This window comes from Nostoc sp., assembly GCF_036916575.1.
Classification (GTDB): domain Bacteria; phylum Cyanobacteriota; class Cyanobacteriia; order Cyanobacteriales; family Nostocaceae; genus Nostoc.
Genome location: NZ_JBALGC010000142.1, coordinates 22,842 through 37,316, shown reverse-complemented (window position 1 = coordinate 37,316; position 14,475 = coordinate 22,842). Strand labels below are relative to the sequence as shown.

General features: G+C 41.0%; 12 protein-coding genes and 2 pseudogenes. 8 read left to right on the top strand and 6 right to left on the bottom strand.

Translation table 11 applies throughout. The annotated features are described in order from the left end of the window. The first annotated feature begins 186 nt into the window (after positions 1 to 186). On the top strand, positions 187 to 807 hold the full coding sequence (locus tag V7L29_RS31530; RefSeq protein WP_334688040.1) for a Uma2 family endonuclease: 621 nt from the start codon (positions 187 to 189) through the stop codon (positions 805 to 807). On the opposite strand, the gene V7L29_RS31525 is transcribed toward V7L29_RS31530, so the two are convergent. The 3 genes from V7L29_RS31525 to V7L29_RS31515 all read right to left on the bottom strand — a co-directional run bounded on the left by V7L29_RS31525 (position 789) and on the right by V7L29_RS31515 (position 3,431). After that, complete coding sequence (locus V7L29_RS31525) at positions 789 to 2,066, bottom strand: FAD-dependent hydroxylase (RefSeq protein ID WP_334688039.1); 1,278 nt, start codon at positions 2,064 to 2,066, stop codon at positions 789 to 791. The two genes, V7L29_RS31530 and V7L29_RS31525, sit on opposite strands and share 19 nt — an antisense overlap. A gap of 187 nt (positions 2,067 to 2,253) precedes the next feature. Further along, entirely contained in the window at positions 2,254 to 2,433 is a 180-nt protein-coding gene (locus V7L29_RS31520) for a hypothetical protein (protein ID WP_334737958.1), read from the bottom strand. 239 nt (positions 2,434 to 2,672) lie between these two features. Continuing rightward, positions 2,673 to 3,431, bottom strand: coding sequence for a YebC/PmpR family DNA-binding transcriptional regulator (locus V7L29_RS31515; RefSeq protein ID WP_334737957.1), 759 nt, complete (start codon positions 3,429 to 3,431; stop codon positions 2,673 to 2,675). A gap of 56 nt (positions 3,432 to 3,487) precedes the next feature. Between V7L29_RS31515 and V7L29_RS31510 the strand changes: the two genes are divergently transcribed. Beyond that, positions 3,488 to 3,712, top strand: coding sequence for a hypothetical protein (locus V7L29_RS31510; RefSeq protein WP_334737956.1), 225 nt, complete (start codon positions 3,488 to 3,490; stop codon positions 3,710 to 3,712). Between the two features lie 64 nt (positions 3,713 to 3,776). Here the strand turns inward: V7L29_RS31510 and V7L29_RS31505 are convergent, their stop codons facing one another. After that, a complete protein-coding gene (locus V7L29_RS31505; protein ID WP_334737955.1) occupies positions 3,777 to 5,345 on the bottom strand; it encodes a metallophosphoesterase family protein in 1,569 nt (522 codons plus the stop codon). Between the two features lie 583 nt (positions 5,346 to 5,928). Here V7L29_RS31505 and V7L29_RS31500 point away from each other — a divergent pair. Next, positions 5,929 to 8,646, top strand: a pseudogene (locus V7L29_RS31500) (beta strand repeat-containing protein); the annotation flags it as partial. A gap of 165 nt (positions 8,647 to 8,811) precedes the next feature. Continuing rightward, positions 8,812 to 9,015: a hypothetical protein gene (locus tag V7L29_RS31495; RefSeq protein WP_334737953.1), complete on the top strand. Its 204-nt coding sequence runs from the start codon at positions 8,812 to 8,814 to the stop codon at positions 9,013 to 9,015. Between the two features lie 142 nt (positions 9,016 to 9,157). Here the strand turns inward: V7L29_RS31495 and V7L29_RS31490 are convergent, their stop codons facing one another. Continuing rightward, positions 9,158 to 9,583, bottom strand: a complete 426-nt coding sequence (locus tag V7L29_RS31490; RefSeq protein ID WP_104906391.1) for a type II toxin-antitoxin system VapC family toxin — start codon at positions 9,581 to 9,583, stop codon at positions 9,158 to 9,160. Between the two features lie 7 nt (positions 9,584 to 9,590). Further along, a complete protein-coding gene (locus V7L29_RS31485; RefSeq protein WP_334692910.1) occupies positions 9,591 to 9,806 on the bottom strand; it encodes a hypothetical protein in 216 nt (71 codons plus the stop codon). A gap of 507 nt (positions 9,807 to 10,313) precedes the next feature. Between V7L29_RS31485 and V7L29_RS31480 the strand changes: the two are divergent. The 4 genes and pseudogenes from V7L29_RS31480 (at position 10,314) to pstA (ending at position 14,451) form a co-directional block, all read left to right on the top strand. Next, positions 10,314 to 11,468, top strand: a pseudogene (locus V7L29_RS31480) (sulfate ABC transporter substrate-binding protein). A gap of 85 nt (positions 11,469 to 11,553) precedes the next feature. Then, positions 11,554 to 12,555, top strand: coding sequence for a PstS family phosphate ABC transporter substrate-binding protein (locus tag V7L29_RS31475; RefSeq protein WP_334692912.1), 1,002 nt, complete (start codon positions 11,554 to 11,556; stop codon positions 12,553 to 12,555). A 48-nt stretch (positions 12,556 to 12,603) separates the two neighbouring features. Further along, on the top strand, positions 12,604 to 13,545 hold the full coding sequence (pstC, locus tag V7L29_RS31470) for a phosphate ABC transporter permease subunit PstC (RefSeq protein WP_334737952.1): 942 nt from the start codon (positions 12,604 to 12,606) through the stop codon (positions 13,543 to 13,545). A gap of 6 nt (positions 13,546 to 13,551) precedes the next feature. Then, a complete protein-coding gene (gene pstA, locus V7L29_RS31465; RefSeq protein ID WP_334737951.1) occupies positions 13,552 to 14,451 on the top strand; it encodes a phosphate ABC transporter permease PstA in 900 nt (299 codons plus the stop codon). The last annotated feature ends 24 nt before the right edge of the window (positions 14,452 to 14,475 follow it).

Genomic DNA, 14,475 nt, shown 5'->3' with positions numbered 1-14,475 from the left:
AGATAGAATGCCCTTTTCCCTTAAAGTCGGAACATAAATGACATCCCCACTGTACAGAAATTACTCAAACACAAATATGTGAAAACTACAATGATTTATGCCTACGTTCTTAACCGTGGTGAAAAAGCTGTCCGCAGTCTCCTAGATTAGAGATAATATTTCTATCATCAGTAATTCTCAAAAGTCATGACTCAAGCCATACCCAAGCTAGTAACCTTTGAGGAATTTGTCGATTGGCTACCCGAAAATCGACGAGTCCGCTACGAACTACATAAAGGAGAAATTGTTGAGATGGCACAACCAGTAGGGGAACACGAGGAATTAAAAGGTTTTTTAGCAAGAAAAGTAACAGTTGAATTTTACCGATTAGACCTCCCCTACTTCATGCCCAACCAAGCTATAGTTAGACCTCCTGAAAAAAATTCTGGTTACATCCCAGATGTGTTGGTGCTAAATCGTGCAAATCTGGCAAACGAAAAATTATGGAAAAAAGAATCTATCGTCAGTTTGGGTGCATCGATACCTTTGGCAATTGAGGTTGTATCAACCAACTGGCGGGACGATTACTATTTAAAATATGCTGAGTATGAAGAGATGGGTATCCCAGAATACTGGATTGTCGATTATGCTGCCTTGGGTGGACGTAATTTTATCGGTAATCCCAAACAACCAACAATCTCCGTTTGTAACTTAGTTGATGGGGAATATCAGATAAGTAAGTTTCGAGATAGCGATCGCATTGTTTCCCAAACTTTTCCCGAATTGAATCTCACCCCAAACCAGATTTTTCAAGCTGCTGTGGTGTAGCGTTTATCTTTTGCCAATTCTGGAATCCGCCCCTTCAAGCCAATCATCAGCTTCAGGATAAACACTTTTAATAGAGGTACTCGCTGCAAAAACCATAAACCCAGGCGACGAACCACCACTACAGGTAAGAAATTATTAGAAAACATCCGATCTAACAAATCGGTGAAACCTAAAATCGTCAGGTTTTCCAGTTGGCGCCAGCGTTCATAACCTTTAAGAATCTGAATGTCGCCAATATCTTTACCCGCTTGGTGCGCTGCTTGGATTACTTGCGCCAAAGCCGCTGCATCCCGAATACCTAGATTTAAACCTTGTCCGCCAACGGGATGACAATTGTGTGCTGCATCACCAATTAATGCCAATCGGGGGAGAACATAGCGATCGCTTTGCATGAGTTGTACCTGAAATACAAAGCGATCGCCCACTAATTCCAATTTCCCCATCTGATTGCCATAGCGACGGGTGAGTTCTCTTAAAAATTGCTGATCATCTAAAGCACATAAAGCTTTTGCTTCTTCGTGGGGGGCTGTCCAGACAATGCGGCAACGGTTCCCCGGTAAAGGTAAAATCGCAAAGGGCCCGCTAGACCAAAATCTTTCGTAAGCGGTGTTGTTGTGTGGTTTTTCTGGTTTGACAAATGCAACTATGCAAGACTGCCAATATTTCCACCCCAGAGTTTTGATCCCAGCAGCTTGACGAATCGGCGATCGCGCCCCATCTGCTGCTATCAGTAATTTGCTCTTGACTGACCGTAACTGATCGGCAACTTTAATATCTATCGTTACTATATCCTTCTGGTACTGCGTATTTACCACTTCAGCCGGACATAGATAAGTCACATTGGGACAATTTTGGACAAACTCCTGCAAAGGCTGCAACAGCGCTTGGTGTTCCGCCACATAACCCAACTCTGCTGTACCTATATCATCTGTGGCAAATTCCACCACATTGGGATAATCGGCATCAGAAAGACGAACCCGGCAATATTTGGCGATTTGAGGCAACATTTTGTCCCAAACTCCAATTCCTTGGTAAATTAGTGACGAAAGCATGTGAACTGCATAAGCTTGCCCTTTAGCTACCGCAGCTGATGCCACTTTTGCCTCAATCAGCAACACACTCAACCCAGAATCTTTTAAAGCAGAGGCTAGAGTTAACCCAATAATCCCACCACCGACAATTACCAAATCATATCCATATCCCCGCTCATCTGGCGGTGTTGGTTGAGAGGAAATTTGCTTAAGCTGCGTTATCGCCATTGTTAAGTTAGGTTACAGCGTCTTAACTCTTATTTTGACGCGATCGCGCCTTCATAAGCAAGTTAATCAAAAAAACCCGCTGATTGGTGGAGATTCCAGCGGGGTTAAATAATACAATTATTTTTTCAGACAAACCAACACTAAACTTTATTACAGAGTTACTAGAAACTTTTGCGAGTAATAGTAACTATCTTTGAATTGGCTTTTTAGCATGATGCATGTGATGTTTGTGATTGTGATATTTATGGTATTTACCAGCTTTGACGCTACCAGTATGGATAGTTTTAGCTTGAGCAACAGAAGTAAAAACGGTTACAGGGGCAGCAAATATTAAAGCCAAAAGTAAAACTTTACCGAACTTATTCACTCGAAAATCCTCATCAGGTAATCAACAATCCAACTATCCAATAGGCATATGTCATCAGTTTGTAATTAATATGAATCTTTCATGTCTATTTTTACATCCGTAAAATTTAGGACTTACGGGGAATACTTGGCTAGAAAATACTCACAGCCATAATACTTGCTGGCATTTCAAAGATTAACATGATATTTTATACTTTTTATGAATAAGTGCTATTTGCGATGATGGCTGTTTAATTTTGATTAAGAAATGCTGAAAGCCATCAATTCTTCTGCTATGTCAAAGTTAGCTGTGACATTTTGCACGTCATCCAAGCCTTCTAGAGTATCAATTAACTTGAAAAGCGATCGCGCCTGATCCGGATCAGTAACTTCTGTACTATTACTGGGAATCCAACGCAATTCGGCGTCAGTCACTTTAATGCCTTGATCTTTGAGTGTCTGGCTAAGGGTTTCTAAATTTGCAATCTCAGTAAATACCTCAGCCATCTCATCTTCAGTCATCTCATAAGACTGAGCACCGCCTTCGAGAGATGCTTCTAAAAGCTGTTCTTCGTCAACCACACCCTGCACTACACAAACGCCTTTTTGGTCAAACATCCAGCTAACGCAACCTGTTTCACCAAGATTGCCACCATTTTTACTAAAAGCTACACGCAAGTCAGCAGCAGTGCGATTGCGATTATCTGTGAGGGCTTCGATTAAAATCGCTACACCACTAGGGCCGTAACCTTCGTAGCGAATCGCTTCAAAGGTAGCATTATCTCCGCCAAAAGTGCCTGCACCTTTAGCTATCGCTCGTTCAATATTATCATTGGGGATACTCGCAGCCTTTGCCTTGTCAATTGCCGTGCGAAGTTGAAAATTCAGCGCTGGATCTGGTACGCCGCTTCTAGCCGCAACGATAATCGCCCTAGATAACTGAGTGAAGGTTTTTCCTTTTTTTGCATCTACTACCGCTTTTTGGCGCTTAATATTTGCCCATTTACTATGTCCTGCCATAATCTGAAATTATCAAAACTCTATTCAAGATTAAGATATAAACGCTTGCAATAACCATGACTTCAGATAATTGTGCAAGGCTAGATCACAGTCACAAAGTTGTTGTCAGGGAACTAAGAGAATTGACCAATCATTTTAATCAACATTATGCACGATTTTTTCCCCTCCTCGCCGTGCCAAGTGAAAAAGAAAGTGTCACACTACTTTCGGAGGTTGCTGCTTGTGTAGGTCGGGCGATTGAATCTGTATTATTGGGTAACGGAGAAGCAAGCTACGCGTAGCGTCTCGTAAAGAAGGACGCAAAGGAACAGAAGGAAGAAATGCTTAACTCAACTGTATTGCGGTTTAAATCACAAAAGGTTCAAGTTCGCGGTTATACCATTCATCTTCAATACGTTCAGCGATCAGTGGTCTGATGATAAACTTGGGTGGGCTACCATCCAGAACATCAATCCGCACACATGAGTAAGGTAGTCGGTTGTAAAAATTGTAGTCATGACGACCCACAAAAAGCATTGAATCTGCAACTTTTCGAGTGGGTTTACCTGCAATTTCAGCAAAAGTCTCCATCAATTCAGTCCCCCCTCGCCGTTGATAGCGAGGACGATGACCACTACCACCAGAGATAATGCAGTTAATGTGGGAGTCAGCAAATCCGGTATCAGTTGTGCAAAGATGCTCCAAACAGTGAGCGTGACCATTTAAAATCAAATCAACTATGGGACGCTCTTTAATTAGGGAACCAAGAGTTTGTGCCACTTGTTCAAACACCCAGCGCAAACTGTGGCGAACCGCCAAGGTTTGTGCCTGATTCCACTTAGTAGCTTCTGTGACGTAGGGTGGATGGTGGAAAAAGATTACACGTCCGCGCACCTCGGAGGTGTTCCAAGATTTAATTAGTCTGCTTCGCAACCATTCAAGTTGTTCAAAGTCGATCGCAGGCATTTTCTGAGATGCCAATTGTTTCTCAATATCGATTTTGATCTCGTTTATTTGGTCTAATTTGGCGCTAAGGTCATCAAGTTGTTCTGCTTCGGTGGGTTTATCTGGGTTGAGGCGATCATATATTCCCAAAATCTGCAATTCTTGTTGATCTATTTCCTGGCGACGCTTTTGCAATTGGCGGCGGTAAATTTCTCCCTCTTGAGTTGCAGGCAAAGGTGAAGGTGTATTAAAGGTATTAGAATCCAGTGCGAAAAAGTCAATACCGCCGTAACGAAAAGTGTAATAGCGATTGGGTAAACGGGTAAACTGTCCAGGTTGATAACGCAAACAGCGTCCTGTGTCGGTCTTAGCAGTATAGTGTTGAGCTAAATGACGTTCTAATTCTGGGGAAGACATCGCTTGGGTGTAGTCCATAAATGCTCGTGCATAGGCATTACCTTGATACGAACCATGCCAGCCAATCTCGATATCTTTGTAGCGTAACAAGCGACGCAGTGACGATGTTGTTCCAGTAAATAAACGGTATATCAACGGTACATCGTAGTAATCATGATTACCAAGTACTGGCAAGAATGGTAGATTAAACACCATGCGGTCATAGGGAATGCCTTTTGGGTTGTCGCCACCTACAAGAAATTCCCGGTAAGGCTCAATAAAGTTTGTTGAATAATACTCTTGGGAACCCACCACATAAATTACATCGCCTGTGTGCAATACAAAACTGCAATCATCGCGCTGAGAAAGCATTAGTTCAGCAACTTTTCGTTGGGGATGGTGTCGAGAATGGGATTTGGTGCCGGAATCACCGATAACCATAAAGGAAAATTCTGGACTATCCTGCCTGCGATCGTCAATAACCATGCTGGTTTGGTCAATTCCCCGTTGCACAAAACTTGGATGCATCCACCGCACCCGTTCCTTCATCTTTTGAATTTTTACAGGAATTGGTGGATCGGAAATCAATTTCATGGCTGATAACTCTTGAATGCCTAATGCATATGCCGATTGTAACGAAATAATAAGGTTTTAATTGGGGACTGGGGAGTCCTTGGCTGTCTAATCAGTATTTAAGAGCATGAGACTTAAGTACAGTGGGAAGTTACTGATGTTAGTTGACCAAAGCATCTATCATTATCCTTATTTTTTAGTTTGTCATTTGTTAAATGTGAAGAGTATGCAAAGATGACTATTTCCGCATGAACATCTAAGTAATATATTTACTGTGTAGTTATTGCGAGATTATTCAGATATTATCTATTTTCAAGCTAAACACCCATACAGAATAGCCCACAAGGAGGGTATAAAAATCTTTTTCCCGTCAACAGTCAACTGTTAACCATTTTCTCTTCTAGTAGGACTTAAGCGCTGGCAGAAACCAAACATGAAGGATGGATTTTAGGCATTCAAGCTGAATTTTTCGATCCTTGTTTAATGATTTCTAGTGAATAAGGATGATTAATTTAGCCTGAAAGTTTTTGTGCCTGAAAACAGCACTCAACTTAAGGTTGAGAACTGAAGTTACTGAAAAAATCGATTTAGGTAGGTAAAAGTTATGGCAAATATCATTGGAACCAACGGTAATGATACCTTAAGGGGTGGTGGTGACTCGGACACGATTAACGGTAAAGCAGGCAATGATACCATATATGGTGGCGGTGGCAACGACACCTTGACTGGTGGAGGCGGCAAGGATGAATTTGTCTACGATTCCGAGTACGATTATATCATCACCGATTTTGGTGGCGTAGGTAAAGGAATAAACCCGACAGCAGCAGTCATTGCCGAAGTGGACACTCTAAATTTCCAGGGCTATAAGTTCACAGCGCAAAATCTGCTGCTCACCCAGAATGGCAACAATCTGGAAATCAGGTTTGAAGGTAATCGTGATGCCGAAGGTACGGATAATGCCATAGTCATCCTGCAAAACTTCAAATTAGAAAACTTGGAAAACCTGAAAGCTTCTGGAGCAACACCAGCTATCGGTAATATCCTGTTTGATGGGCAAACTAGCATCACGGACAGTTTTAATGTCCTCGATGCCAATTCCACTGATACTAGCATTGGCATCAAGAACACAGTAACCTTTCTCAATGACCTTTCTAACAATATTGTGGGTTTAGACAACTCAGATGATGTCATTAATGGTCAGGGCGGTAATGACGAAATTGATGGCTTGAGTGGCAACGACATTTTAAGAGGTGGCGCGGGGAATGATACTCTCATTGGTGGTGTGGGGAATGACACCCTAGAAAGTGGTGAGGGCAAGAACTCCCTTGCTGGTGGTATTGGTGACGATTACTTGAATGCTGATTTATCAACAGGTAATAACACCCTTAACAGTGGTGTTGGTAACGATACCTTAAGCGCTAGCGGTTCAACAGGCGATAACCTGCTCTTTGGGGGCGATGGCAATGATTCTCTCTCCACCTCTTACCTTTTTGCTGTGGGCTATTATAACTATATTTCCTCCTCAGGCAATAACACTCTCAATGGTGGCGCTGGTGACGATACCTTAAATGCTCAGTCTCCAAAAAGCGGCAATAACTTACTCTCTGGAGGCGATGGCAATGATTCTCTCTCCACTTCTGGCATTTATGCTTATAGAGAGGATAAGTTTAGCTCTTCAGGCAATAACACCCTCAACGGTGGCGTTGGTAACGATACCTTGAAAGCTGAGTATTCAACAGGCAATAACTTCCTCTCTGGGGACGATGGCAATGATTCTCTCTCCATCTCTGCCTATTTTTTCGAGTTCAGCAGTGGCAGCGGTTATTTTTCCTCCTCAGGCAATAACACCCTCAACGGTGGCGCTGGTGACGATACATTGGGGGCTGAACATTCAACAGGCAGTAACTTCCTCTCTGGGGGCGATGGCAATGATTCCTTCTCTCTAAGCCCCACATTTCCAGATACTGCCCCCTCTTATTTAGTGACTCAAACGGTAGATGGGGGTAAGGGTGACGATTTGTTGTCTGTGGATTACACGTTAGCTACAGGGGGGATCATAACGACAATTAATCCTACTACTACCATTGGATCGATTAAGGCGGGCAAGTATGGGGTTAGTTACAAGAATATCGAACGATTAAATATCTCAGGTACAGCCTACAATGACAATATTGTTGGCAACAATGGCAATGATACGCTTTCCACAGGCACGAGTGGCAAAGATACCATCGATGGGGGTGAGGGTGACGATGTGTTGTCTGTCGATTATAGCAATGCTGCTGGGGGTATCACAACCACTTTCAATGCCACTACTAACATTGGAGCAATTACGGCAGGCACAGGTCAGGTTAGCTACAAGAATATCGAACGATTAAATATCTCAGGTACAGCCTACAATGACAATATTGTTGGCAACGGTGGGAACGATACGCTTTCCACGGGCACTAGTGGCAAAGATACCATCGATGGGGGTAAGGGTGACGATGTGTTGTTCGTCGATTACAGCAATGCTACTGGGGGTATCACAACCACTTTCAATGCCACTACTAACATTGCAGCAATTACGGCAGGCACAAGTCGGGTTAGCTATAAGAATATCGAACGATTAAATATCTCAGGTACAGCCTACAATGACAATATTGTTGGCAGCAATGGCAATGATACACTCGGTGGGGTCAATGCTTATGGCAATGATACGATAGATGGGGGAGCAGGTGACGATCGCTTGATTGTTGACTATTCATCAGGCAATAATCTCCTCTCTGGAGGCGATGGTAATGATACTCTCACAGTCTCTTCAGCAAATGGTAAGAACACCCTCATAGGTGGTAATGGCGACGATCGCTTGATTGTTGGCAATTCATCAGGTGGCGATAATCTCCTCTCTGGAGGCGATGGTAATGATACTCTCACAGCCTCTGGTGCATATGGTAGGAACACCCTCATTGGTGGTAATGGCAATGATTACCTCACAGGTGGTTCTGGTAATGATAGCCTTTATGGAGGAACTGGTACTGATACCTTTGCTTTCAATGATTACAATGGAGGTGTTGATAGACTTTATGACTTCAACGCCACTAATGAATTGATTCAGGTATCGGCTACTGGTTTTGGCGGCGGGTTATCAATAGGTTCACTTCAGAAAAGTCAGTTTACACTCGGAACATCTGCAACGACAAGCAATCAACGATTTATATATAACAATATTACAGGTGCATTGTTCTTTGATCAAGATGGCAGTGCGTCTGAGTTTACTCAGGTAAAATTTGCACAATTATCTGCTGGTGTGACACTAACCATAAACAACTTTGTGGTTTTTTAATCATAATTAGCGCTCTTGGATCACTTGAGGTACGGAATGAAAGGTATATTTTAAATACCTTTCATTAAATTTTTCAATAGAGATAAAAGTGAGAAAGAATGTAGAGACGTAGCACTGCTACATTTATACAAAGGTTCTGGATAACGCATATTTAATTTCACTCCTATGTCTATTGGTTTCCAGCAATTTGTGGCGATAGTAATTCTTGCTCTACGAAATAACAATAGAACTTCCAAACTACCAGTAGAGATTTTTCTGAATGAATATAAGGTATCCCTGCTAAATCAATCCCTATTAGAAAAGCTAAATTTTGATGAATTACATACATACCATGTCAATTATCTAACTTTTTTAGTCATTATCCAATAGTCATAAGGTCGCGATCGCAAACTGAGAGTTGCAGATTTTTCTGATTCCCGATTTCTTTCCACCTCCAAAATATTCATTTTCTCAATACTTAATCCCAATATCTCATCCGTAATTCCTAATCCCAGTTGCTAATCCCCAATCCTTAAGGTAAATTTTCTCGCAGTAATGCTCGAAAGCCTGCTTGTTGAAAATGCTCATCAGCAGTCAGTGCTTCAGTGATTCCGCTATATTGCATCACAATAAAAGATACGCAATCCACAAATCCCCATTCTTTCTCTGTTCGTTCCCGATATAGCTGGAAAGCACGTTCGTAGAGTTCCTGGGAAAGAGGGACGATTTCTACTTTGGAGTCTGCTACTAGAGAATTTAATAATATGATTGCCGCCTGACGATAAGGTTGTTGAGATAAGGCATTGCCAATTTCTAACATTACCGCCTGTGTTGTCACTAAACGAGTTTCTGCCGCTTGTAACATTTTAGCCAGATGTAAGGCTCGGTCATGCAAGCGATCGCTCGGTGCAGATAAGGCAATGGCAAATGATGTATCAAGGAAGACTTCAGAATGCATGGAAAGTTTACTTACCGTATAAATATTTATCTATATTGGTAGACCAGTCAGGTGGCCCATCTAGGTTGAGCGATCGCGCCGTTTGCAGAAATGATACTGTTTCATGTTCACCTGGCGGTAAAATTTCAATATTGATTCGCACGCGGGTATTGATTGGCAGTGCGATCGGTTCAGCCGGATAGAACACTTTGCCATTAAACACTGCTGTGATTTTTTCTACCATTGTTTGCAAAAAGTGCTTTTAGTCTATCCTAAGCTAGTTGTAGCAATAGGGGTAGAGTAGACGACGCAATAACTAGTGAAGATACTTATACCTGTCTTACGAATTATATCGATTTTTTAGAATTGCCTAAGTCACCAACTGAACTAATGTTGGTTAAATCCCTGCTCTCAGCTATTTATCAGAATCCGAGATTCTGGGTCTGTGAAGTTGCAGTAGTCTTGATTTTTTACAGACAAAAGGAAAAAAAATTTTCGCTTTTCCCAATTCTTGGCAACAAATTGTTGTGGCAATTCTATACACAAATAACCTATGTAGGCTGTAAATAAATCAGCTTTTTGGAGTTGGGCAGAACACAGAGCTTATACCCTACCTTTGCTACTTTGATGATCAACTCCTGACTTAATAAAAAAAATTGAAGCCAGATGAGAACTAATGTTCTATATATCCTATAATTCTTTTAATTACGGTATCTGTCTAGAAACACCGTAGATTTAGGGGTGTATTCTGATGAGCAAGTCGCAACAACTGACACAATTAAGTAAATTCCTGACTGAGGGAATGCAGGCTTATGCCATGAAAGCTTTGCAAACCATACAATCGTATAAACAGACAACTAAAAGTTGGTTGAATGGACACACCGTGCAAAGCTTTGTGAGTCTGTTTTTAGTAGGTGCTTTTTTGAGTATAGCAGTTGCCTCCTGCTCTGGAAGCAGTTCAGCTAGTAAAAATGATGTCAAGCTGAAACTGGTTTCTTTCTCTGTTACCAAAGCAGCTCATGACCAGATAATTCCCAAATTTGTAGAAAAATGGAAGCAAGAACACAACCAAAACGTCACATTTGAGCAAAGTTATGGGGGTTCTGGCGCTCAAGCGGCTGCCGTCATTGCTGGTTCGCAAGAAGCAGATATAGTACATTTGGCACTTCCTTTGGATGTCAACAAAATTGCTCTTGCAGGTTTGATTAAATCGGGTTGGGAAACCAAAGCTCCGAGAAATGGTATTGTTAGTAAATCGGTTGCTGCGATCGTCACCCGCGAAGGCAATCCCAAAGGCATCAATACTTGGGCAGACTTAGCAAAAGATGGCGTGAAAGTGATTGCGGCTAATCCGAAAACTTCTGGTATTGCTATCTGGGAATTCTTGGCTTTTTGGGGTTCCGTGAGTCTAACGGGAGGTGACGAAGCCACAGCATTAGATTATGTCACCAAAGTTTATAAAAACACGCCTATTCTGACAAAAGATGCCCGTGAAGCAAGCGATTTATTTTTCCAAAAAGGTCAGGGAGATGTCTTAATTAACTATGAAAATGAGGTAATTTTGGCACAAAGAACTGGTACGAAATTGCCTTACATCATACCAAAAGTCAATATTTCCATTGATAATCCTGTAGCCATAGTCGATAAAAACGTTGAGAAGCACGGTACAAGGGAAGTTGCACAAGCATTTGTTGATTTCCTTTACTCGACAGAAGCTCAACGAGAATTTGCAAAATTATAATATCGTCCTGTTAACCCCACTGTTACCCAAGAAGTAGCGTCACAACATCCCCCAATTGAAACTTTATTTACATCTCAAGATTTAGGTGGCTGGGATATTATCCAGAAAAAGTTTTTTGCAGATGGGGCAATCTTTGACAAAGTTAAGGCTGCTAGCAAAGCATAATATCTATATTTTTCATGCAAAATTATCTCTTAGCAGATAGCCAAGTATAAGAAATTCTTCAGTCACTTTACTCAATTGATAACTTATGAGCTTTCGTAGCAGATTTCAGAATAGCTTTTTTTTAACATTTTTAATGATTCTTGCCAGTAGTATCACTGCTTGTAGCAGTAATGAGGAAAAGAAAAGTCAGGTAAGTCTCGATGGTGCAGCTGTGGGTTTTCCTATTTCTTTAGCAGTTGCAGAAGAATACGGTAAAGTTAAACCTGAAGCTAAAGTAAGCGTTGCCTCAAGTGGTACTGGTGGTGGTTTCAGTAAATTTTGTAATGGTGATATTGATATAGCTGGTGCTTCTCGCACCATTAGAGATGAAGAAATCAAAAAATGTCAAAGTAAGAATATTAAATTTGTTGAGTTGCCTGTAGCTTTAGATGGTATCGCCGTGATTGCCAACCGCAAAAATAACTTTGCCAAATGTTTAACTATTAAGGAACTGGGTAAGATTTGGGGCGGCAAATCAGACGGTAAAGTATTGAGATGGAATCAAGTTAATCCCAAGTTTCCTAACCAAAAACTGAAGCTGTATGCTCCATCTTCTGATACGGGAACATTCGATTATATGACTCAAGCTGTGACTGGCAAAGCCAAGAATGGCCGTACAGACTACACTGCCACTCAGAATCAAAACCTTCTCGTCCAAGGAGTCTCAGGTGATGTAACAGCCTTGGGTTATGTAGGGATATCTTACTACATTCAAAATCAAGAAAAATTAAATCTAGTTGCTGTAGAAAGTTCCACAGGAAAGTGTGAAAAACCAGTGCCAGTGGATAATGTGATCAAAAATATCTATACACCTTTGTCTCGTCCTTTGTTTATTTATGTCAGTAAAAAATCCTTAGATACTAAGCCAGCAGTCAAAGAATTTGTAGATTTTTATCTAGAAAATTCTTGGAAGTGGGTTGATAGTGTTGGTTATGTGGCACTACCGGATGAAGCTTATCTCAAAGTCAAACAAAAATTTGCTACTGGTGAAACTGGGACAAAATTCAAAAAAGCAAAACCAGGTGAACCAATCACAAACTTTATTTAAATAAAGTCTCAGTAATTGTAGTTTACTTATAGTCAAAAATCCCTGTTTATGCAGAACACCAATTATCAAGATGAGCCTTATCTACTATCCAGAGAATCACTAGAGAAAAATGCATCTGAAGATATTTCAGAAAAGATTGTTGCGGCAATTTTATTTGCTTGTGCTTTAGTCTCGGTTTTAACTACCTTTGGTATTGTCGTAATTATTTTTCAGGAGACATTCAGTTTTTTCCAAGAAGTCTCCTTTACCAAATTCTTTCTTGATACTAAATGGACACCTTTATTTGCAGATAAACATTTTGGCGTTTGGCCATTGATTAATGGCACTTTCTTGACTACAGCTATTGCGATGGCAGTTGCTATTCCTTTAGGTTTATCTTCTGCTATTTATTTGAGTGAATATGCTGAACCTAAAGTGGCAGCAATTTTACGTCCAGCGGTGGAACTTTTGGCAGGAATCCCAACAGTAGTATATGGTTACTTTGCGCTGTTGTTCCTTACACCATTGCTGCGGAATTTTTTCCCTCTGGAAATATTCAACGCTTTGAGTGCGGGGTTAATGATGGGGGTAATGATTACTCCTACTGTTGGTTCTATCAGCTTAGATGCTATCCGAGCAGTTCCCCGTTCTTTGCGAGAAGGAGCTTATGCTTTAGGTATCACTAAACTGGAAACAATTTTTAAAGTAGTTCTACCAGCCGCGCTTTCTGGAATCATAGCCTCGATTATTTTGGGTATTTCTCGCGCTGTGGGTGAAACAATGACTGTCCTCATCGCCGCCGGACAACAACCAAGATTAACTGTTAATTTTATGGAATCAGTAGAAACCATGACAGCTTACATGGCGCAAATTTCTGGTGGAGATAGTCCGCGTGGTAGTCTCAATTTCAAGACATTATATGCTGTAGGCGCTGTTCTGTTTTTACTTACCCTTGTTTTGAATATTGTTAGTTATTGGATTGCTAATCGCTTTAAAGAAAAATACGACTAAATAGATATGGCTACAAGTTATCAACAAGATGATTCTTTAGAATCTGCGGCAGAATTTACCGATAATGTTGAGAGTAGAGATAAATTAGGGAAAGTATTTGAAGTACTTTTCTTGTTAGGATTGCTAATTGGTTTATTTATCCTAGCGTTGCTACTTTTTGATATTTTGAAAGACGGATTAGGCAGATTTTTATCACCTGGCTTTCTGACGGAAACTCCTTCTCGTTTTGCTGACCAAGGTGGTATTCGTCCTGCGATTATCAGCAGTATGCTTTTAGGAGCTGTTGTGATTTTAGTAACTGTCCCAATTGGTGTTGGAGCAGCTTTATATCTAGAAGAATATGCACCTAAAGCTTGGTGGACAGCGATTATTGAGATTAATATCAGTAATCTGGCAGGTGTGCCTTCTATTGTCTATGGATTATTAGGTTTAGGAGTTTTCAATTATTTACTTGGGTTTGGCCCGGCTTTGATTTCCGGTGCATTGACTTTATCTTTGTTGTCTTTACCAGTAATTATTGTGACAGCTAGAGAAGCAATTCGCGCTGTCCCAGATTCCCTAAGAAATGCTTCCTACGGATTAGGTGTCACAAAATGGCGAACTATCAGCAGCCACGTGTTGCCCTATGCTGTTCCTGGTATTTTGACGGGGGTGATTATTTCTATATCCCGCGCTATTGGTGATGCAGCCTCTCTGATTGTTGTAGGTGCTGTGGGTTTTCTCACTTTTAACCCTGGTTTGTTTCAGAGATTTATGGCATTACCCATTCAAATTTACAGTTACATAACTCGTCCTGAACCGGGTTTTGCTAATGCAGCAGCAGCGACAATTATTGCGTTGTTAATCTTGATTTTAGTTTTAAATGGTGTAGCAATTTATATTCGACAACGCTTTTCAATAAATTAGGTAATTAAATATCTAATTGGATAC